Origin of the sequence: Skermanella mucosa, from assembly GCF_016765655.2 — a bacterium.
In the GTDB taxonomy this organism is placed as follows: Bacteria; Pseudomonadota; Alphaproteobacteria; order Azospirillales; family Azospirillaceae; genus Skermanella; species Skermanella mucosa.
Genome location: NZ_CP086106.1, coordinates 3,442,990 through 3,464,015, shown reverse-complemented (window position 1 = coordinate 3,464,015; position 21,026 = coordinate 3,442,990). Strand labels below are relative to the sequence as shown.

19 protein-coding genes are annotated in these 21,026 nt (G+C 67.0%); 5 read left to right on the top strand and 14 right to left on the bottom strand.

Annotated features, from left to right (window positions below; genetic code table 11):
* The first annotated feature begins 58 nt into the window (after nt 1–58).
* Entirely contained in the window at nt 59–826 is a 768-nt protein-coding gene (locus JL100_RS15920) for a 5'-methylthioadenosine/adenosylhomocysteine nucleosidase (RefSeq protein WP_202681320.1), read from the top strand.
* A gap of 39 nt (nt 827–865) precedes the next feature.
* Nucleotides 866–1,102 carry an antitoxin gene (locus JL100_RS15915; RefSeq protein ID WP_202681321.1) on the top strand — a complete coding sequence of 79 codons (237 nt, stop codon included), beginning with the start codon at nt 866–868 and terminating at the stop codon, nt 1,100–1,102.
* Nucleotides 1,103–1,283: 181 nt separating this feature from the next.
* Here JL100_RS15915 and JL100_RS15910 read toward each other — a convergent pair whose 3' ends face one another.
* The 9 genes from JL100_RS15910 to JL100_RS15870 form a co-directional block, all read right to left on the bottom strand.
* Nucleotides 1,284–2,855, bottom strand: coding sequence for a class I adenylate-forming enzyme family protein (locus JL100_RS15910; RefSeq protein ID WP_202681323.1), 1,572 nt, complete (start codon nt 2,853–2,855; stop codon nt 1,284–1,286).
* Nucleotides 2,855–3,526 carry an ABC transporter ATP-binding protein gene (locus tag JL100_RS15905; protein ID WP_202681330.1) on the bottom strand — a complete coding sequence of 224 codons (672 nt, stop codon included), beginning with the start codon at nt 3,524–3,526 and terminating at the stop codon, nt 2,855–2,857. Before JL100_RS15905 ends, JL100_RS15910 begins: the two co-directional genes overlap by 1 nt.
* Complete coding sequence (locus JL100_RS15900) at nt 3,523–4,275, bottom strand: ABC transporter ATP-binding protein (protein ID WP_202681331.1); 753 nt, start codon at nt 4,273–4,275, stop codon at nt 3,523–3,525. The genes JL100_RS15905 and JL100_RS15900 overlap by 4 nt, the downstream gene beginning before the upstream one ends.
* Nucleotides 4,272–5,270: a branched-chain amino acid ABC transporter permease gene (locus tag JL100_RS15895; protein WP_202681332.1), complete on the bottom strand. Its 999-nt coding sequence runs from the start codon at nt 5,268–5,270 to the stop codon at nt 4,272–4,274. Before JL100_RS15895 ends, JL100_RS15900 begins: the two co-directional genes overlap by 4 nt.
* A 33-nt stretch (nt 5,271–5,303) precedes the next feature.
* On the bottom strand, nt 5,304–6,200 hold the full coding sequence (locus JL100_RS15890; protein WP_202681333.1) for a branched-chain amino acid ABC transporter permease: 897 nt from the start codon (nt 6,198–6,200) through the stop codon (nt 5,304–5,306).
* A gap of 26 nt (nt 6,201–6,226) precedes the next feature.
* Nucleotides 6,227–7,537 (bottom strand): ABC transporter substrate-binding protein, encoded by a 1,311-nt coding sequence (locus tag JL100_RS15885; protein ID WP_202681334.1) that lies wholly within the window; start codon nt 7,535–7,537, stop codon nt 6,227–6,229.
* A 183-nt stretch (nt 7,538–7,720) separates the two neighbouring features.
* A complete protein-coding gene (locus JL100_RS15880; RefSeq protein WP_228420739.1) occupies nt 7,721–8,266 on the bottom strand; it encodes a CinA family protein in 546 nt (181 codons plus the stop codon).
* Between the two features lie 12 nt (nt 8,267–8,278).
* On the bottom strand, nt 8,279–10,345 hold the full coding sequence (locus JL100_RS15875; protein ID WP_202681335.1) for a CHASE2 domain-containing protein: 2,067 nt from the start codon (nt 10,343–10,345) through the stop codon (nt 8,279–8,281).
* A gap of 3 nt (nt 10,346–10,348) precedes the next feature.
* Complete coding sequence (locus JL100_RS15870; RefSeq protein WP_202681336.1) at nt 10,349–10,978, bottom strand: FecR family protein; 630 nt, start codon at nt 10,976–10,978, stop codon at nt 10,349–10,351.
* A 229-nt stretch (nt 10,979–11,207) separates the two neighbouring features.
* Between JL100_RS15870 and JL100_RS15865 the strand changes: the two genes are divergently transcribed.
* Nucleotides 11,208–11,612 (top strand): four-helix bundle copper-binding protein, encoded by a 405-nt coding sequence (locus JL100_RS15865; RefSeq protein ID WP_202681338.1) that lies wholly within the window; start codon nt 11,208–11,210, stop codon nt 11,610–11,612.
* Between the two features lie 210 nt (nt 11,613–11,822).
* On the opposite strand, the gene JL100_RS15860 is transcribed toward JL100_RS15865, so the two are convergent.
* Together JL100_RS15860 and JL100_RS15855 are read right to left on the bottom strand one after the other, a co-directional pair.
* Entirely contained in the window at nt 11,823–12,470 is a 648-nt protein-coding gene (locus JL100_RS15860; protein ID WP_202681339.1) for a response regulator, read from the bottom strand.
* Nucleotides 12,467–14,452 carry a sensor histidine kinase gene (locus JL100_RS15855; RefSeq protein WP_202681342.1) on the bottom strand — a complete coding sequence of 662 codons (1,986 nt, stop codon included), beginning with the start codon at nt 14,450–14,452 and terminating at the stop codon, nt 12,467–12,469. The genes JL100_RS15860 and JL100_RS15855 overlap by 4 nt, the downstream gene beginning before the upstream one ends.
* 424 nt (nt 14,453–14,876) lie before the next feature.
* Here JL100_RS15855 and JL100_RS15850 point away from each other — a divergent pair, with 424 nt between their 5' ends.
* Both JL100_RS15850 and JL100_RS15845 read left to right on the top strand, forming a co-directional pair.
* Complete coding sequence (locus JL100_RS15850; RefSeq protein WP_202681343.1) at nt 14,877–15,698, top strand: TIGR02587 family membrane protein; 822 nt, start codon at nt 14,877–14,879, stop codon at nt 15,696–15,698.
* 8 nt (nt 15,699–15,706) lie between these two features.
* A complete protein-coding gene (locus JL100_RS15845) occupies nt 15,707–16,135 on the top strand; it encodes a hypothetical protein (protein ID WP_202681344.1) in 429 nt (142 codons plus the stop codon).
* A 63-nt stretch (nt 16,136–16,198) separates the two neighbouring features.
* Here the strand turns inward: JL100_RS15845 and JL100_RS15840 are convergent, their stop codons facing one another.
* From JL100_RS15840 to JL100_RS15830, 3 genes are all read right to left on the bottom strand, one after another.
* The gene (locus JL100_RS15840) at nt 16,199–19,003 is read right to left on the bottom strand and encodes an AsmA family protein (protein WP_202681346.1); all 2,805 of its coding nucleotides are present in this window, start codon (nt 19,001–19,003) and stop codon (nt 16,199–16,201) included.
* An 85-nt stretch (nt 19,004–19,088) separates the two neighbouring features.
* The gene (locus tag JL100_RS15835) at nt 19,089–19,703 is read right to left on the bottom strand and encodes a hypothetical protein (RefSeq protein WP_202681348.1); all 615 of its coding nucleotides are present in this window, start codon (nt 19,701–19,703) and stop codon (nt 19,089–19,091) included.
* Nucleotides 19,704–19,975: 272 nt separating this feature from the next.
* Nucleotides 19,976–21,013, bottom strand: a complete 1,038-nt coding sequence (locus JL100_RS15830; RefSeq protein WP_202681350.1) for a sigma-70 family RNA polymerase sigma factor — start codon at nt 21,011–21,013, stop codon at nt 19,976–19,978.
* Between the last annotated feature and the right edge of the window lie 13 nt (nt 21,014–21,026).

Genomic DNA, 21,026 nt, shown 5'->3' with positions numbered 1-21,026 from the left:
GGACTATAAAAGCCGGTATGACTGATAACCAGCCGCCTTCGACCCCGGGAACACCGACATGACCGCAAATCCCCTCGGCCTGATCTGCGCCATCCCCGACGAGATCGCCCATTTCGGCTCCAGCTTCACCGAGACGGCGACCCGCACGCTGGCAGGCCTGACCTTCCGCGAAGGCGCCCTGGAAGGCCGGCCCACGGTGATGGTCGAAAGCGGCATCGGCAAGGTCAACGCCGCGGTGGTCGCGACCCTGCTGGCGGAAATCTTCGGCTGCCATGCCCTGCTGTTCTCCGGCGTCGCCGGCGGCCTCGACCCGAAGCTCGGCATCGGCGACGTGGTGGTGGCCACCCGCCTGATCCAGCACGACTACGGTGCCCTGGTCGAGGGAAGCATCCGCCCCTACCAGCCCGGCGTCCCGCCGCTCCCCGGCTTCGACGAGACCCACGGCTACGCCCTGGCCCCCGCCCTGGAGGACAAGGTCCGGACCGCCCTGAACAACATCGCCCTCCCGGCCTTCGACGCCAAGGCGACCGGTGCCGAACCGCGCGTGCCCACGATCCATTTCGGCACGATCCTGACCGGCGACACTTTCCTCAACTGCGAAGCCACCCGCGAACGCCTTCATCGCGACTTCGGCCAGGCGCTGGCGATCGAGATGGAAGGCGCCGCCGTCGCCCAGGTCGCCGAGCGCTACGGCATCCCCTGCCTCGTCGTCCGCTCCCTCAGCGACCTCGCCGGCGCCGAAAGCCACATGGACTTCGCCGCCTTCTGCGGCGCCGCGGCGGAAGGAGCGGCGGTGCTGATCCGCCGGTTGGTCGCGGTCGTGTAGCATCGGCGACAACGCGGATAGAACCTCAGGAACGAAGCCATGCAAGTCACGAAACTGTTCAAGGACGGCAATTCGCAGTTGGTTCGAATTCCCTCCGACATGGCATTCGACAGGAATGACATGGAAGTGGAGATCGAGCGCGTCGGTGATGAACTTCGCATCCGTCCGGTCTCACGCTATTTGAACAGGGTGATCGAGAAGTTCAGCGCCTTCTCGGAAGATTTCATGGCCGAAGGTCGGGGCGACAACGGCGGGAATGACCGGGATAGACCTTGATCGTAGACTTTGATCGTAGGTCGGCTAAAGCGAAGCGGCAGCCGACAAAGCCGGCGCGTTGGTGTCGGCTGCCGCTTCGCTTTAGCCGACCTACGGCCCCGGCTGCTCGCGATGGTGCGAGAGGGACAAGAAGAACTTGACACAAACACGGATTTAGAACAAATTGAGAACGAAGGCGGGGCTATGACCCCGCGTTATGCAAAAGCCTTTCCCGCAATGTCCGCTTGATCACCTTTCCATTCGGATTGCGGGGAAGCGTGCCGGTGTCGATCGTGAAGCCCTCCGGTACCTTGTAGTCGGACAGGCGCTCCGCGCAGAACGCCCGCAAGGCCGCCGTGTCGATCGCGGCCTCCGCCGCGATGAAGGCGTGGACGCGCTCTCCCAGCACCGGGCAGGGATATCCCACGACCGCGACCTCCCGCACGCCGGGGAAGTGGCTCAGCACGTTCTCGACCTCGGCGCTGAAGATCTTGTAGCCGCCGCGGTTGATCATGTCCTTCATGCGGTCGAACACCCGCACATAACCGTCCGCATCGACCGAGCCGATGTCGCCGGAATGCCAGAACCCGGCGGTGAAGCCCTGGGCGGTCGCCTCCGGCTTGTTCCAGTATCCTTTCACCACCATCGGACCACGAATCCAAAGCTCGCCCGCCTCGCCGGCCGGGACCTCGCGCCCGTCGGCATCCATCACGCGGATCTCGGCGCAGGGCACCGCCCGCCCGACGCTGTCCAGCCGTCCGGGCGTGTGGCCGATCGGCATGATCGTGGCGGGAGAGGTGGTCTCGGTGGCGCCGTAGGCGTTCATCAGGGTCAGGCCCGGCACCGTGCGGGCCAGCGCCGCGATGGTCGCGTCCGGCATCGGGGCGCCGCCGAAGGCGCCGATCCGCCAGGCGGACAGGTCGAATTCGGCGAAGTCCGGCTGAAGCAGGCAAAGATTGTACATGGCCGGCACCAGGATGGTGTGGGTCATGCGTTCCGCCGACGCCAGGGCCAGGAAGTCGCGTGCCTTGAAGGCCGGCAGGATCAGCAGCGCACCGGCGACGCGGAGCATCGCCGCGACCATCCCGATCAGCCCGGTCACGTGGCTGCCCGGGACCGCCAGGACCGAGCGGTCCCGGGCCGTCAGGCCCATGCAGGTTTCGTAATGGAGAGTTGAATGACAGATGCCGAGATGAGTCAGCATCGCCCCCTTGGGCTTGCCGGTCGTGCCCGAGGTATAGAGGATGACGGCGGTATCCTCTTCCCGCACCGTCGGCATGGGCGGGGGCGGGTCCGGGGAATGCAGGCTGTCAGTCGGGACCGCGACCCGCATCAGCCCCGCGATGTCCGGCAGCCGGTCCGTCAGGTCCGCCTCGTGGATCACCATCGCGGCGCCGCAGTCGCCCAGCACATACTCCAGGCCGGGCTTCTGCTCCCGCACGCTCAGCGGCACCGCGATGGCGCCGAGCCTTGCGACGGCGTAGAGCGAGGTGACGAACTCCACCCGGTTGCCCAGCAGAAGCGCCACCCGGTCGCCGGGCCGTATGCCGCGCTCCGCCATGCCGGCGGCCAGGCTGTCCACCTCCTCGCCAAGCTGGCGGTAGCTCAGGCGCCTGTCGCCGCAGACGACCGCGTCGCCGTCCGGGTTGCGATCAACGGCATCCGCCAGCATGGCGATCAGGCTGCCGGGACGCCCGGTGAAGCAGCGGACGACGCGGTCGCCGAAATGGGCCTCCATCCGGGTTGCCGGCAATGGATCGTCGGGCCAAGCCATCAGTGCGCCTTCTCCCGCATGGTCCCGTTGGCGCCACGCTCGATGATGTATTCGCGGTCGAACAGGGATTGGGAATGGTTCAGGTCCGACTGGGAGATCACCACCGCCAAGTCCTTGCCCTTCAGGGCGGAGATCACCTCCGACAGCCGCTGCGACAGCGCGGGGGCGACGCCCTCGAACGGCTCGTCCAGGAGCAGCAGGCGGGTGCCGACCGCCAGGGCGCGGCCCAGCGCCACCATCTTCTGCTGGCCGCCGCTCAGCAGCAGCGCCTTGCGCTCCCGCATGGCCTTCAGCTCCGGCATGATGCCGTAGACGAAGTCGAGCCGATGCCGGCCATCCAGCCGCTTGGTCACCCAGGTCGGCAGAAGGATGTTCTCCTCCACCGTCAGGGCGGGGATCAGTCCGCGGTCCTCCGGCATGTAGCCGATGCCCAGGTCGGCGCGGTGGTGGCGGGCGACCGTGCGCAGGTCGGTCCCGTCGATGCTGATCCGCCCCTGGATCGGGGCCAGGTGGCCCATGATGGTCCGCATCATGGTGGTCTTGCCGGCACCGTTGCGGCCGACCAGCCCGATCATCTCGCCGGGCGCCACCGCCATGCCGAAACCGCGCAGCGCGGTGACCGACTGGATGGTGACGTGGATGCCGTCGATCGCCAGGATCTCGCCGCTCATCGCGCGGTCCCCGTGACGTACCGCTGCACCTCGGGATCGTCCAGCACCCGGTCCGGCGGGTCGTCGGCGATGATCCGGCCGTTGAAGAAGGCGACCACGCGGTCGGCGTACCGGGTCACGATATCCATGTCGTGCTCCACGAACAGGACGGTCACGGATTCGCGGGCCAGTGCCCCCATCACCGTCTCCATCATCGGGAATTTCTCCTCCGCGCTGACGCCGCTGGTCGGTTCGTCCAGCAGCAGCAGGCGCGGGCGGCCGGTCAGGGCCATGGCGATGTCCAGCAGCTTCCGCACGCCTCCGGCCAGCTCGGTCACCGGCCGGTCGGCGTACTCGGCCAGACCGAATCGGTCGAGCAGTTCCTCCGCCCGGATCCGCTGGTCGTCGGCGTGGGCCGGCTTCCAGAACGACAGGCGGCCGCCCGGATCAGAGGCGGCGAGTGCCACCAGCATGTTCTCCAGCGCGGTCAGCTCGATGCAGAGCTGCGGGATCTGGAACGACCGGCTGACGCCCATGCGGCTGATCCGCCGGGGCGCCAGGGCGGTGATGTCGCGGCCCTCCAGCAGGATGCGGCCAGTGTCCGGCTTCAGGTACCCGGTCACCATGTTGACGAATGTTGTCTTTCCCGCACCGTTGCTGCCGATCAGGCTGACCCGCTGGCCGGCCGGGACCTCCATCGACAGCCCCGACGCGGCCACCACCGCGCCGAAGCTTTTGCCCAGGTCATGGGCGGACAGGACCGACGTCATGGCACGGCCTCCCCGCGGGTGGACCGGACCGCCGGCGCGCGGCTCCGTCCCGCCGTCGCGGCCCGCTTGGACCACAGCGAGCCGATGCCGCGCGGCAGGAACAGGATCACCAGCAGCAGGAAAAGGCCCAGCGAGAACTGCCACATGTGCGGGAAATACAGGCTGGAAAAGGAACGGACCAGTTCCAGCAGGACGGAGGCGATGAACACCGCGACCACTCCATGGTGACCGCTCAGGATCGCCACGAAGACGAACTCGCCCGACGTGGTCCAATAGGCGAAATTCGGATCGATGTGGCCGAGCGCCATCACCGTCAGCGCGCCGCCGATCCCGCCCAGCGCCGCGGCCAGGGTGAAGTTGACCGCGATGGCCGCCTGGACGGAGGCGCCCAGATATTCCACCCGCAGGTCGTTGTCCCGGATCGCCAGCGACACCAGCCCCCGGGCGGAGCGGAAATAGACCGTGGCGAGGAAGGCCACGATGCCGGTCACGACCATCGCCAGGGCGTAGATGGCATAGTCCGCATAGGCGTCCGGCGGCGTCCAGCCCAGCATCGTCGGCCGCCCGACATTGAAGCCGTCGGACCCTCCGATCGCGGGCGACTTCACCAGGGCGCCGTAGAGCACCATGGAGAGCGCCAGGGTCAGCATGGAGAAGAAGATCCCGCGGTAGCGGGCGAGCAGCGGGCCGACCACGGCGCCGGCCAGCGCCGCCGCCGTTCCGCCGACCAGGATCAGCAGGACGGCGTCGGTGACGCCGAGCCGGTTATAGGCCAGCCCGGCGACATAGCCGCCGGCCGCATAGACCAGCCCCTGGCCGAAGGACACGACGCCGCTCCGCATCAGCAGCACGATGCCGAGCGTCACGATGCCATAAGAGGCCGCGATGGTCCCCAGGAACAGGAGCCAGCGCGGCATGAGAAGTCCCGCCGCCAGCAGCGCCGCGACGGTCGCGGATGCTGCCAGGGCAGCGGGAAGAAAGGGTCGGCTGGTCATGTGGTTCATATTCCCGATCGAGGCTCCCGCCGGTCAGATCTTGCGGGCGGAGACGCGCTGGAACAGGCCTTCCGGTCGGAAGATCAGGACAGCCGCCATGACGATGTAGATGCTGAACAGCTCCGCGTCGGGCATCAGGTGGACCGCGGCGGCGCGGGCGAGGCCGACCACCACGGCCCCGATCGCCGCCCCCTCGATGCTGCCTAGGCCGCCGATGATCACGACCGCGAAGCTCAGGATGATCACGCCCACGCTGAGGCCGGGCTGGACCGAGATCATCGGCGCCGTGAAGGCGCCGCCCAGCGCCGCCAGGAAGACGCCGACGGTGAACGCCGCGACATAGACGCGGTTGACGTTCACCCCCATGCTGGCGCTGACTTCCTCGTTGTGGATCACGGCCAGCACGATCTTGCCGGTCACCGTGCGGTTGAGGCCGAACCAGACGCCCAGGCCGCAGACCACGGCCAGCACGATCATCATCAGGTCGTAGCCGACATAGAACAGCGAGCCGAACTCCACGTCGCCGAACAGGGTATAGGGCTCGGAGACGTAGTACGGGTTGACCCCCCAGATCAGCTTGGTGACGTCCTCCAGGATCAGGAAGAGGGCATAGGTCACCAGCACCAGCAGCACCTCGTCCCGGCCGTAGAACAGCCGCAGCAGGCCCCTTTCCAGCAGCGGCCCGACGACCACGGCGACCGCGACGGCAGCCAGAAGCATGGCGACCAGCGACCATTCCGGCGCCAGCCCGAGCGACGCGAAGAACGCCACGAAGCTGGCCGCCGCGTAGGCGCCGATGGCGTAGAGACTGCCATGGGCGATGTTGAGGATCTTGAGGACGCCGAACACCAGCGTCAGGCCGAGCGCCACGATGAAGAGCCACGAGGCGTAGATCAGCCCATCCAGGAGAATGGTCAGTGCGAGATCCATGGGAAGGCGCCTTCAACTGCGCGGCGTCAATCGCACTGCGCGCCGGGGAAGCCTGCCTTGATCCACTCGATGCTCTTCCGGTCGGCGGGCGGGTTGACGCATTCGGCCTTGAAGTTCTGGATGTCGTCCAGCACGACCATCTTGCGGCCCTCGTCGAAGCGGGTGCGGCCGATGGCGGTCTGCTGGATCGCCTGGTGCCCGTCGCCCAGCGCCATGCGGATGGTGCCGGCCGGGGACTGCCACTCCGACCCCTTCAGCGCCGCCGCGATCTGCTCCTTGGTCGGCTTGGTGCCGCCGTTCTCGGCCATCGCCTTCTCGACCGCGACCTTCAAGCCCAGGATCGCCTGGACCATGCGGTAGGGGGCCTGGACCGGATAGACGTCGTAGGCTTCCTGGTAGATCTTCCAGAACCAGTCGTTCAGGTCGCTCTTCGGGGCCAGCAGGCCATAGGCGCCGCGGGCGCCGATGATGGTGCCGTCGGGCATCTTGTCGCCCAGGGAAGGAAGCACGTGGTCGGCGGCGCTCAGCACCACCTGGCTGCGCTTGAACAGCCCGCGCGGTCCCGCCTGGAGGATGAAGGCCTGGAGATCGCCGCCCCACAGGCTGGAATGGACGACATCGGACCCCTGGCGCACCAGCGCGGAGATCTCGGTGCCATACTGGCCGGCGCCGAACTTGGGCAGCAGGTCGGCCTCGGCCTTGAAGCCGGGATAGAACTGCTCCATGGCGGCCAGGAAGTCGTTCCGGGAGTCATGGCCCCAGGCATAGTCCTGGTTGATCGCGCTGACGGTCCCCGCCTTGACGCCCTGGGACTTCATGTACCGGGCGAGCGCCACGTTATCCATGGTGGCGTGGGAGGCGGTGCGGAACACGTATTCGTACTTGGCGTCCTCGAAGATCCGGGGAGTGCCGCAGTCGTACAGGATCAGCAGGCGCTTCAGTTCCTCGGCCGCCGGCGCCACGGCGAGGCAGTCGCCGGAACTGACATAGCCGATCACCACGTCCACGTTCTCGCGCTGGTACAGGTTCCGAAGCTCCTGCACCTGCTTGGTGGCGCCGCCGGCCTCGTCGACCACGACGGTCTCGATGGTCATGCCGCCGAAACCGGGCTTGTCGTAGGGGGCCGGCGCCTCGCCCTTGTTGAGCGCCTCGATCAGGACCTTACCGCCGTTCCAGGCCGGAACGCCGAAGCTCTCCGCAGCCTGGCCGGACAGGAAGGTGACGATGCCGACCTTGAACGACTCCTGGGCCTGCGCCGGCTTGGTCAAGGCGGGCTGGGACATGCCGAAGGCGAGAGCCAGCACCGCCGCGCACGATGCCCTGCGAAAGACTGTCATTCCGTTTCCTCCCTCAAGGAAAGCCATGGTCCCGTGCCGATTATGGTTTTGTGGTCACGGGTCATCCCTCGACCGCGTGGTGAAACAGCGGACTGCCTCAACGATCGGCTTCGGGATGACTTCCACTCTGGAGACGGTCTGGAAGGGGGTCAACCGATCCGGGGTGATTAGCCCATTTGTATATCAGGATGTCCCGGCCATGGTCTGGCGGGGCTCGCCGATGCCTTCCAGTTCGGCGCGAAGCATCGACAGGGCGGTGCGGACGCATTCCAGCCGGACGCCGCCGCGGCCCAGGTCGCCGAAACGCTCCATCCGGTGCCGGGTCGGCTTCCCCTTCCGGCCCATGGCGAAATGGACGAGGCCGGGTTCGTCGCCCGGACCGCCGGGGCCGGCGAATCCGGTGATGGCGATGCTGAGATGGGCACGGGAGTGGTCGATGGCTCCCTCGGCCATCGCGCGGGCGACCTCCTCCGAAACAGGGCCGGGGTCTTCAAGAAGGTGCTGCGAGACGCCCAGCATCTCGTTCTTGGCGTGATTGGTGTAGGTCACGAAACCGCGTTCGAAGGCATGGGAGCAACCGGTGATGTCGGTCAACAGGGAAGCGAGCAGGCCGCCGGTGCAGCTTTCCGCCGTGGCGATCATGATCTCCTGGCGGCAGGCGGCTTCCAGCACCTGCTGGACGCACTGGTCGATGTCGTCCGGCATGTCGCCGGGCAGGGTTTCCGTCATCTCTCTTATCCTTCACCGGGTCTGGTCCGGTGGCGATAACAGGCCGGACCGCGCGGCCGTTCCAACCGGGGCCGGCCAGCTCCAGACGCCGACCGGGCGCTCCCGCCCGCGGAGCAGCCGGGGCGGTAGCTCGACGAAGCCCTCCACCGCCGCGCTCCCAGCGGTGGAGCGCGCCGCCTCGATCACCGCGTCGGAGGCCGCGATCGTCACGCCCAGTTCGCGGGTCAGGGCTTCCAGGCGGCTCGCCACATTCACCGCGTCCCCGATGATCGTGAAGGTGAACTGTCTCGTGCCGCCGGTGTCGCCGATCAGGACCGGCCCCAGGTGGAGTCCCATCGCGACGGTCAGCGCCGGCAGGCCCGCGGACGCAAGCTCCCGGTTCCAGTCCTCCATGCCATCGGCGATCTGCCGTGCCGCCGCCAAGGCGTCCCCGGCATCGTGGGGCGTCGGCTCGGGGATGCCGAATATGGCCATCGCGCCGTCGCCCAGGAACTTGTCCACCACGCCGCCCCGGTCCAGCACCGCCGATTCGACATGGCTGTAGAATCCGCGCAGCACGTCCATCGCCTCACGGGGCGACAGGCGCTCGTTGATCCCGGTGAACCCCACCAGATCGACGAACAGGATGGTCACGGGCTGGATCCGGTCCTCCAGTCCGGGCCGGTTGCTGTTCATCAGCCGTTCGGCGACGGCCGGCGAAAAATAGCGCATCAGGTTGCGCCGCTGCCGCTCGGCCAGGCGCCGCGCCTGCTCGCCGACCTGGGAGCGGCGTGCGGCGAACAGGGCGAAGCCAAGTCCCGCCGCCAGGACCGGCGAGGTCACCGCCAGCCACAGATCCGCCGTGGCGAACAGCACCGCCGTCGCGGCGAGCCAGCCGGCGACCAGGATCGCCGTGCCGATCGTCGCGGCGACCGGCGCCAGAGCGGACCCGAGCGCCGCTCCCAGCAGCCCGCCGCCCAGGATCGCGGCGATATCGGCCGGCAGCAGGGAGGATCGGTCCGCCGGCGTCCGTCCGGTCAGCAGGTTGTCGATCACCGTGGCGAGATGTTCGGCGCCCGGCAGCGCCTGGCCGAACGGGGTGTGGAAGCTGTCGCCGACGCCCTGCGCCGACGCGCCGATCAGCACGATCCGCCCGCGATAGCTGCCCGGCGGGATACGGCCCGCCAGCAGGTCGGTCAGCGAGCGGGTCTCGATGGTTCCGGGCGGGCCGTAATGATTGACCGGCAGCCTCATCCGGCGGTCGGTGGCGACGAAGTCCGGTCCGTATCGGATGCCGTGCCCGACATGGAGGGCCATCCCGTCCGCATCCAGGCCGCGGTACCGCCGGACGGCCTCGACCGGCAGGCTCGGATACCAGGAATCGCCGAAGCGGATCGCCGACTGGTCGTGGCGCAGCACGCCGTCGGCCTCGATCCGCACGGTGACGTGGCCGAGCGCAGCCGACCGGGCCAGGACGGGCACCGGAACGACCACCGATGCCGGATGGTCGTCGCGGTGGTCGGGGAGCGCCGGTTCCCGGACCACGCGGAACGCGGCATTCCGGAGCGCGTCGGGGATGGCGCCGCCGGCCGCTGCGGTTCCGTCCGGCTCGAAGCCGAAGGCGAAACCCAGCACGCCTATTCCGGTGGACCGCAGCGCGGCCGCCAGGGCATCGTCCGGGTCGGCCGCTTCCAGCAGCCCGTCGATCCGGGCGGCAAGCCCGTCGGCGGGCTGCTGGAAGCGGTTGCGGGCGTCTTCCAGGATGTCGGCGACCTCGGCCGGCAGCGGTGCCTCGGGTTCGGGGAAGAGCAGGTCGATCGCGACGACGCGCGCGCCGTCCGCCGCCAGCCGGCGGACGGCGTCGGCGATCAGCCGCCGGGACAGCGGCCAGCGGCCATGCTCCGCCAGCGTCCTGTCGTCGATCATCAGCAGCGCCACGGTGCCCGAGGGCTCCAGCGGCCCGCGCAACCCGTAGCGCAGCGTCAGGCTCCTGCCTTCAAGACCCCGCAGCCATCCGGGTTCGGCATCGGCCAGCCGGAGCCCGGCCAGGACCAGCGGGACGGCGAGCGCCGCCAGCAGCCAGGAACTCCGCCTGCCCATCGCTCAACGGTTGGCCGGGCCGACGAGGCGGAGGGTCCGGTCCACCCTGGCCGCTCCCCAGGTGACGGGGGGCGTCGGGTCCCGTCCCGCCGCCACGTCGGTCCCCTGGGACGGCGCCAGGGTGACGGCCGCTCCTGTCGAGCGGCTGCGCACCTCGACCACTCCCTCCAGGCCGAGCACCGCCGTGCCGGCCGGCGTGATCTCCGCCGTCCATTCGGTGGAGCGGGCCGACGCGACCGCGGTATCGGTCTGGACCGCGAAACTGCCCAGCCCCGCCTGGCGGACCACGGCGCGGACGATGCCGGACAGCATGGAGAAGAGCGCAGACGTCCGTCCGCCCTGCGGATCGATCGTGTAGTCCGAAACCTGGACGCGGCTTTCCGGCCCGGCGCTCAGGCTGCTGCCGTCGCCGAACTGGACCGTGACCCGCGACGCGAAGCCCGTTTCGATCACGTCCGACGTGAACACCGATGTGCCGATCAGCAACGGGGACCGGATGTCGTCGCGCAGGATCACGGTGCTGCCTTCCTGACGGACCACCCGCCCGACCGGCGCCCGATCCGCCGCAGTCGCCGGCCCGGCGATCAGCAGGCCGGCCAGCAGCAGCGGCGGAATTCTTCCAGCAAGTCCCATCTTTGAACCTCCCCCTTGGTTCTGCCCAGGCATCTTCCCGGAAACCGGCAGGGGGCAACGCTGAAATTATGGACGGTCCGGGGTTCAAATCGGGTACCTGCGCGATGCCGCCGGCGGATTATTTCGCTCCCCGGCGCAATATGCGCGCGATCCGGCGCCAGGGGGGCTGTTTGCGGAATGAGGCGCCGTACCGAAGCAAGAGCCTCGTCAAACATGAGGAGACGGAAAGATGATGGTTCGCGAAATGATAGGGACGCATCCCGACGTAAAGGGAAACATCAACGATGCCCTGATCCGATGCATCGAGGAATGCTATTCCTGTGCCCAGACCTGCACCGCCTGCGCGGATGCCTGCTTGGCCGAGGACATGGTGAAGGAACTCCGCCAGTGCATTCGACTGAATCTCGACTGTGCGGATATCTGCGCGGCGACCGGTTCGATCGCCTCGCGCCGGACCGGGTCGAACGAGGAACTGATCCGCCTGGCGCTCCAGGCCTGCGCGACCGCCTGCCGCCTGTGCGGCGCGGAATGCGACGGCCATGCGTCGGAACACGAACATTGCCGGGTCTGCGCGGACTCGTGCCGCCGGTGCGAGCAGGCGTGCCAAGCCGCGCTCCAGAGCATTAAGGCCTGATCGGGCCGCATCCTGGAGGGTCGGAACGAGGAGGAACATGATGACGAACGACTAGATGCCCGATCGGACATGGGGGTCAGTTCCGCAGTTTCCGGATTGCGGGGGCAAGCCTCCGGAGCGGGACGGTTCGGGAAATTCCGGCCCGGAAGATCTGGACTCAGGGTTGCTCCCGACGGAAGGGAACTCGGAGGTCGAGCGAAGCGGACCACGTCAGATGCTTTCCAGCCACCCTTGGGCGACGCCGTAGCGGACTATGTCAACCCGGGTACGCAGGTTGAGTTTTTCGGACGCCCGCGCCTTGTAGGTCTCGACGGTCTTGATGCTCACGTCGAGCCGGGCCGCGATCTCCTTGTTGCTGAAGCCCTGCGCCGTCAACCTGAGGACCTCCGTCTCGCGCTGGCTGAGATGTTCCTTTTCCGACGACGCCGACCCGTTGTGGATGGTCTCCGGAAGCGCCTTGTCCGCTATCTCAGGATCGAGGAAGACGCCTCCGGCCGCGACCGCGCGGATTGCCCGGACAAGATCCTCGGCGGCGGACCGCTTCAGGATATAACCCCGGGCGCCGGCTTGCAGCAGCAGTTGGACATAGGCCCGGTCCTCGTGGACCGTCAATGCCAGGAGCTTGACCTTGGGACACGTCTCCGCGACGCGGCGGGCGATGTCCAACCCGCTGAGATCGGGGAGGGAAATGTCGATGACCGCGATGTCCGGCGCGGCCTGCCGGATCAATTCGATGGCCGCTTTGCCCGTGGTGGCGTCGCCGACCAGCGTGATCTCGGGCGCTGCCTGAAGCAGCGCCTTGATGCCGGCCAGGACCACGGGATGATCGTCCGCCACTGCGACGCGGATGCCTGTCATGAATCCGACCTCTGCTGATTCTGTGGAATCGGGACCTGTACGTAGAGCGACGTCCCCGCGCCGGGCGAGGACTCGATCATCACCGAACCCCCGATCAGGGACAGGCGCTCGCGAATGCCGGACAGACCCAGGTGGGGGATGCCGTTCGCGTGTCCAGCGGCATTTTCCCCGAGAATGCCTGCCGTATCGAAGCCCCGGCCGTTGTCCTCAATGATGATGCGGAGACGATCGGTCTTGCGCTCAAGCAGAATGCTGACAAAGGAAGCGGACGCATGCTTCAGCACGTTGGTCAACGCCTCCTGCACGATGCGGTATATGACGGTTTCCGTTTCCGCCGGAAGCCGGCCGTCGCTTCCGATCGACTGGATATCGACGGAAACTCCGTACCGTTCGCTCCACTCCGACGCATAGGTCCGCAGGGCCTTCTCCAATCCCAGGTCGTCCAGCGCCGTCGGGCGAAGGTTGGCCGCGACACGATGCAGGTCGCGGCCGATTTCTGCGGTCAGGTTGCGCAGCCAATGGACCCGTTCGATCAGTGGCTTCGCTCCCCGAGCCTGCTCTAGTCCCTGTTCAAGCCCTTTCAGCCCGAACGCCAGGCCGGTGACTGTCTGGCCGACCTGGTCGTGCAATTCGCGCGCGATATGCCTTCGCTCGTCTTCCTGGGCCTGCGCCAGTCGCCGAAGCAGCGCGTTGTGGCGAGCATCGGCCTGCTTGCGATGGTCTATGTCGGCGATGACTCCCTGAAGAAGCTCGGGTCCGTCCTCCTCGATACGCTGGCATCTCCCGATGAGGCGAACCCAATGCACGCTTTCGTCCCGGCGAACCGTCCTGAACTCGATTTCGATCGGCCGGTCTCCCTGCAGGCATTGCCGGACCGCCTCGTCCACCCGGAGCCGGTCGTCCGGATGCACGGCACCCTGCAGATGCCGGTGCTGCCACGCACTGATTTCACCGGATGGGGCTAGCTTTGGAAGGCCGAGCAACTCGGCCGCCCGGGCGCAGACCTCCAGCCGGTCGTCCTCGGCGTTCCAGCGCCACGTTCCCAGGGCCGCGGCCTCCAGCGCCATGGCGCGATGCTCCTCGCTCGCCTGCAGCATCAGGGTGGCCCTGGTCCGCTCGTAATGCCGCCGCTGCGCGATGTCGCGTGCCACCACGATGGAGAGGACCCCGGCAAGCACCAAGCTGAGGATGCCGCCGCCGGCCAGGAGGTATTGCGACTTCTCCACCGGTGCGTCGAGCAATTCGCTGGAGATGCCGAAATGCACCGACCAGCCGTCGGTATGGGGCAGCAGCTGATATGCTACCTCCACGTCGACACCCTCCAGCGTCTTGCCCCGGTAGAAACCTCCTGGCGCGCGGGTGACTGCCTCCCTCGACGTCTCGCTCGCGGGGCTGCCTATCGTGAAGCCCTCATCGAGGGTGCGGGCCACGAGGTTGCCGCGCGCGTCGACCACGCCGCCGATCCAGCCCGCCGGCACGTCGGCGTCGCGCAGGATCGCGCTGATCGACTTGGGCTCGAACGCCACGGAAAGGACGAACCGGAGTTGGTCGTCCCGGACGACGGGAACGCGCAGGGCAACCAGCTGCAGACCCGAAACCGGGCCGATCGGGCCGATCCCGCTGACGGCCGGCTGCAGGGTCTGCACGACCTTGGCGAAGCTGGAGCGCTCGGCGGACGGTCCCAGGTCCCGCCCCAGGGGACGCAGGAGGTTGAGCACCTGGGCGCCCGAAGGATCGGCGAGTTCGACGGTGTGCCAGAGCGGATTGTCCGCCTTCAGGCGGCGTGCCTCGGTGTAGAAGCTTTGCAGATCGTTCCCGTCGAGCGCGGCGGAGGCGGCCAGCCCCTGCAGTTTCCCCAGATGGTTCTGCAGTTCGGACGACACCCGTTCGGTGACGTCCTCGACCCTTTCCAGTATGTCCCTGCGGCTGTCGGACCGCTTCTTTTCAGCGGAAAGGTGGGAGGCCCAGAGGCCGAACAGCAATATGGGGATCGCCGCGGTCAGGACCAGCAGCAGCAGCGGCTGCCGCGCATTGTCGATGCCGATTCCGAACCCGGTCGGAATTCGGCGGGAAACACCCTTCAGCATCGAGTGCCACCCCGTGGCGAGGCGCCCGAGAGGGACTTCGCCCGCGGCGGTTCCCGGGTCCCGCCGGATCATGGCACACCCATGGACGACGGTCGCCGGGCGCTGCCTCGGGGGATATGTTCCACCTTCCTCGACTCTGGCATGTTCAATCCGCACGGTCTCCTGCAAATCGTCCATAATTGCATATACGACAACCCTATGCTGAAAGGAGATACCCTTGCGACTGTCAGGATTTTCCTGACAGTCGCTCTGTCCGGCACGATCCAGCGCATGCCACGTTCTAGAAACAGCAATGGCATGCCATGTCGTCGGGGAAGAAATGGAACAGGCGGATCGCACCGATGTCCGAGGACTTGCGCGCGCATTCGGTGGCGCGATCGTGTTCGCCTTTCCGTTATTGATGACGATGGAGATGTGGTCGCTGGGCTTCTATCTCGACCGGCTGCGCCTGGCGCTCTTCCTGATAGTCAATTTTCCCGTGCTGATCGGTCTTTCCTACTACTCCGGCATCAAGGACACCTTCGACTGGCGCGACGATGTCGTGGACGCGCTCACGGCCTACATGGTCGGATTCGTTTCCTCGGCCGTCATGCTGGTCCTGATGGGTATCATCATGCCCGACCAGCATTGGCAGGAGATCCTCGGCAAGATTTCCCTCCAGGCAGTCCCGGCCAGCATCGGGGCCATACTGGCGCGCCAGCAACTGGGAGGTGACGAAAGATACGGGGACGAGACGGAGCACCGCAAGGAAGACGCCTCCTACAGGGGCGAGCTGTTCCTTATGATGGCGGGAGCACTTTTCATGACGTTCAACGTCGCTCCCACCGAGGAGATGGTCCTGATCGCCTACAAGATGACGGAGTGGCACGCCCTGGCGCTGGCGCTTACCTCCATCCTGCTTCTGCATGTCTTCGTCTATACGGTCGGCTTCGGCGGGCAGGAGCGCCGGGAGGGCGCGTTTCTCGACGTCTTTGTGCGGTTTACGATCACGGGGTACGCGATCGCGCTGCTGGTCAGCTTCTATGTGCTCTGGACATTCGGGCGGACCGACGCCGTCGGCATTTTCGAGACCGCCAAGATGATGGTGGTGATCGGATTCCCCGGCGCGCTCGGCGCGGCACTCGCCCGGCTCATATTGTAGGAGGAACCATGCGGAACGAGCCAGGATCCCGGGAGGAAGCCGAACGCCGGCATGGACGGGGCCGGCAACCGGTGCCGCCGCTGGAATGGGCGACGGCGCTGCTGGGCCTCGTCATGACGGTCGGTTCGGTCGGCCTCATCCTCTACGATGCCTTCGATCAGGATACGCCGCCGATGCTGAAGGCCCATGTGGAGCGTCATCTGAGGATCGAAGGCCGCCATCTGGTCGAATTCGTGGTCGTCAACGACGGCGGGTCCACTGCCGCCAAGGTTACGGTGGAAGGCACGCTCGGAAAGGGAGGGACGGCGGTGGAAACCGCTTCGACCACCTTCGACTATGTTCCCGCGCACTCCCAGGCGCGGGGCGGGGTCCTGTTCGACCATGACCCCGGCACCCATGACCTCGCTTTCGAGGCGAAGTCGTACACCGAACCTTGACCGTCCCTCCATCCGAACGGCCTCGACGGGGATTCCGCGCCGTCGGCGCGGGATGTTCCGGCGTCAGGGCGCGCCGGCCGCCGTGTCCTCTTGCGAAGACGGTGTCTGCCGGTTCTCCGACACGCGGTCCAAAGCCGAGCGGCACGCGCGGTTCCGGGCGAGTTCCGCCCCCAGCGAGGCGCCCAGGTCTATGGTCGGATCGGACAGCGTCCCGCCCAGTTCGATCGGGACGGCGATGCTGAAGAGCTGACGTTCCCTTGGATGGGGCGTGAAGCGCAGGTCGAGGGTCTCCTCGGCCAGGTCGATCCGTCCCTTGCCCCTGATGGCGACTTCCGGCGTGGCGAAGATGAGGGTTTCCGGTTTCACGATGCCGTCCGTCACGTCGAACGATCCGATCATGCAATCCACTGGTGTCGAATCGCCGGACGAGAACAACAGGTCGAGCACCTGGGAGAAGGACAAGGCCAGGGCATTGACCAGCTTCGTATTGATCCGCCCGTCGGTTATGTAGAATCGCAGCTGCCCATCCAGTCCGGCGGCGAGCGCATCCGGCGTATTGCCGGCACTGGCGAGCTTCATCGATCCCGAGACGAGTCCCTGGACCTGCTCCGTAACGCCGAGCGACGTCAGCAGGGCATCGCTGCTGATCCGCTCCACCGATACTTGGCCCTGAAGCGTCGGCGGCCGTGCGTTGGCGTCCAGGGTGGCAGTCGTGCGGGTCCGCCCCTCGGCGAAGTCGATGGCCAGCGGCTCGACCTTCAGCACCCCCTTGTCCAGCGTCGCCTCCGCGCCCAGGCCGGAGAGCGGCAGGTCGATGCCGCTGAACTCCGCCACCTGGACGGAGATACGGGCGTCCACTTGCTTCAGGCGGTCGAAGGGCAGGGATGTGGCGGGAATGATGCCTCCATCACCGGAGCCGTCGCCCGCGGACTCGCCGCCGGAGCCGTCGGGCGAGGAGGGCGCCAGTCCGCGAAGTTCGTCCAGGGCGAGACGGTCGACGGAGAGGTCCGCGCGAACCATCGGTCGGTCGCCGGACAGGTCGAGGCTGCCCGAACCCGTGGTCCGGCTCGCCCCGATCACGACCAGAAGATCGGCGATCTCCGCCGTGCTCCCCTCGTAATGGACATTCGCCTCCAGCCGGTGGTCGAGACCCGGCGTACCGGCCTGGACGCCCACGATCTCCAGGATCGGAGCCAAGCTGGGGCCATGCGCGCGCACCTCCAGGTCCGACGCGGGCGGGTTGTCCAAGGTGGCGGTGCCGTTCACCGACAGGTCGGTTTGGGCGACGGTTCCCTGGATTCGGATCGGCACCGTGCCGCCGGAGGGCTGACCGTCCTCGCCGATGCGGACACCGATGTCGAGCGGGACGTTCCGAACGCGGCCGTCCATCGACAGGTCGGCCGCCACCGCAAGGGTCGACAGGATATCGTCGGTCGTGCTCCCGCTGGCGCGGAGATCCAGGCTGCCCCCGACCGCTCCCCGTGCCGACACCGGGGTCCCGACCAGATCGAGAAGCGCGTCCAGCGCCAGATCATCGAGGTCCGCGTGGGCGCTGTGCGATGCGGGCTGCGCGGCCGCGTCGACCACAAGCCGTCCGGCCACCGTTCCGCCTGCTCCTGAAATCTGGAGAGGATCCACGGTCAAGGTGCCATCCGTCACGCGGGCCTCGGCGGTCAGGGATGAAACCGGCAGTTCGGACGGCCGGATCGGGTCGGCGACCAGTCGTATGTCGCCGTCGAAGCGGGTCAGCATGTCCAGGGGCAGCCCGGAGCCACCGTCCGAGTCCTGCCCGCCCGACGCATTCCCGGTATTGAATCCGCTGGCGATCTCCCGCAACTGATCGAGGGCCAAGGGCGTGGCCCGCAGGTCGGCCGAAACGGTGGGGCGTTGGCCGGACAGGTCCAGATCGGCGGTTCCCTGGATGGTGGTATCGCCCAGATCCATCGTGAGTTTTCCGACCTGCCAGCGAGGGTGGCTGCCGCTTACCTCCGCTTCGACGCGCCAACCCGGCCGGGGCGCCATCCGCATGTTCATGTATTGCAGGAAGATTCCGGCATCCGGGCCGGACCCGGTCAACCGCAGATCCAGCCTGCGGGCACCCGAGGGGTCGACCAGTTGCCCTTCGGCCGTGAGCTTAGACTCCGCCGCCGCGAGTTCGAACCGCACGGGCGCCCCGTCGCCGCCGACGGCACCCTCCGCGCGCAAGTCGTTCAGCGACATCGCGGAGCCGCTGACCTGGAGCGGCGGCGCATTGGGTCTGGACCGGTCGCTTGCTTCCGCCGTGGTCTGGATGGAGATCGGGCTTGCGGCGTCCTTCGCCTCGATCCTCAGTTCAGACAACTGTCCGGAAGGAATCGTCCCCGAACCGGCGTCACGGTAGGTAACGGATCCGTCGACGACGCGCACCTGCTCAAGGCCATAGAGATCGAGACCCGGTTCGGACGTCTTTCCACCCGAACCGAGAAGGCCCTGCCAAGTGGTCCTGCCGGACGCGTCGCGTTCCAGGAACGCCTTCGGCTGCTCGACGTCCAACAGCGGAATGGCTGGATCCAGCGCCAGCAGGCTTGCCGGATCCAGCCCGACGCGTAGCGTCGCGATGTCGAGCAGGTCGGGATGGCTGGCCCAGTCGGGGTTGTCCACCGAGATCCCGTATGCGGTCACGACCGTCGGGGTGCCCCAGTCGATGGTGACCGGTCCGCCGACGACGACTTGCCGGCCGGCAACCTTGGTTGCAGCCCATCCCGTGACGCCGCCAAGCCTCTCACCTTCCAGAAGCGTGATGGCGCTGCCGGCCATCACGACCAGACCCGCGCATAGAGCGGCCAAGCCGAGGATGACGGCGGTTATCGTCCCGAGTATGCGGGCCATGTTCAGTCTCCCGTCCCGTCCTGGGAGGAGGCGTCAAGATAAGAGTGCCATCCGGGGCTGACCCGAATGGCACGCGACTTCAAGGCTACTGCTTCTGTCCACCGGACTGCTGGGACGAGGAGCCGCCGCTGCTCGCTTCCGACGATCCGGTGATCGCGGACGGGTCGATCATCATGGTGATCTGATCGCCGTTCTGCGTCTTGCCGCGGGCGAGATAGGTCGCATCCAGTATCTGGACGCTCTGGAAGCCGGCCTTTGTCAGCGCCGTGCGGACCTGTTGCTGGCTCGCCAGCGAAGCCTGCTGGCCCCCGCCCATCTGCGCGGTCGCACCCTGCTGGTTGCCCGACTGCTGATTGCCCGACTGCTGCTGCCCGGAGGAACCGCCCTGGCCGCCGCTGCCGGAACCTGACGTTGCCATGGCCGCAGCCGGATCGACCACGAAGGTGACCTGCTCACCCTGCTTGGTGACGGCGCTCACGAGATAGGAGGCATTGAGCACCTGGACGTCCTGGATACCAGCCTGCTTCAGGCTGTTCTCGACTTCCTTGTAGCTCCTGGTCATCTCCTGCTGGCTGCCGCTCTGCTGTGCGCTGCCCTGCGGTTTGCCGCTCTGCTGGCTGCCGTTCTGCTGGCTCTGGGCGAGGGCGACCGGCGAGACCGAAAGGGCCATTGCGACGGCGGGAATCATGAGTGTACGCATGGGTTCTTTCCTTCCATCTGATTTTGATGCCATCTGATTTTGATGACGAGCGTTCGTTCTGACCGCTCTTCCGCCTGATGCCGCGACGCCGTCGCCACGATGCGTTTCTGCAAACGGGACCGGTGCAGGTTCCCGCGACGACGGTGGCTCAGCTAACAGGTCTGTCGGGCTAACAACGCTGAGTGAAAATCCCGGTGTCAGAAAATTCCTGACAGGCGTAAGGGGATTAAGACGGAGGTGGAGCGGTGCAGCCCCGTGATCCGGCCGACTTCTCACCGAAGCGGCGCGATAAGGGAAGGGGGACCACCCCCTCGGCTGCCGTCTCTTTCGACCTCGACCTCCGAATTCCGCATCTGGGTGAGCACGAATTGCTGCCGGGGTGGCGGCGCGCCCGACAAGGAACCAGGGGTCACGGTATTCCGGTGCGAATGCCGTTTTTGGATGCCACACCAGGGCATCGCCGTGCGGAGCACGGACCATGACTTCCGGTGTTTCACAGCGGACGGTGAGGCAGGCCCGGCGGACGACGGGGCGCCGCCCGTCGCCATCGCGGGCGACTGCGCGAGGTCGGCTCCTGTTCGCAGGAGACCGGTTTCGTCGGCAGGCCGATACTGGAACCTCTCGGGCGTTCCGGACCCGCCGGGCGGCGGGATCATCATGTCGCAGCCCGTTTCCCTGATCTGTTCAGGCTCGGCGCTGACGGAGACTGATGCCTCAGCGTTCTGTTCTTCCCGGTCGGGCCGTTCCGGGGCCTTGTTAACGGAAGCTCTGTGCCGCATCTCTCCGGCTCCGCCCTTCACGGTCGCCGTCCTCAGGTATGCGGGGCGTATGCGGCCGGTGACCTGCGCGCGCAACTGGCTGCGCGCCCGGGACAGGCGCGAGCGGATCGTGCCGACGGACACGCCCATCTCCTCGGCGGCATCCTCGTAGGAAACGCCCTCGACACCGCATTTCTCGATCAGCCGTCGCTGATCGGGCCTCAGATCCTGGATCGCCGTCGCGGCATCACGCAGTTCGATGCAACGGACCTGGGGGGCTTCCATGGAAACTTCGGCGATTTCCGGCTCCAGTTCCACTTCCACGATACGCCGGCCACGTTGGTATCGGTTTATGAAAAGATTGCGCAGGATCGTCATCAGCCAGGCCGGAAGATTGGTCCCGGGTTCGAACTGGTGTGCGCGGGCCAGGGCACGGAGGAGGCAGTCCTGCACCAAATCGTCGGCATCCGGTGGATTGCGGGCCAGTTTCATGGCGTAGCGTTTCAGCATGGGAATGTGCGGAACGACATCTACGGTCAAAACTTGATCCATGATTGGGACTTTC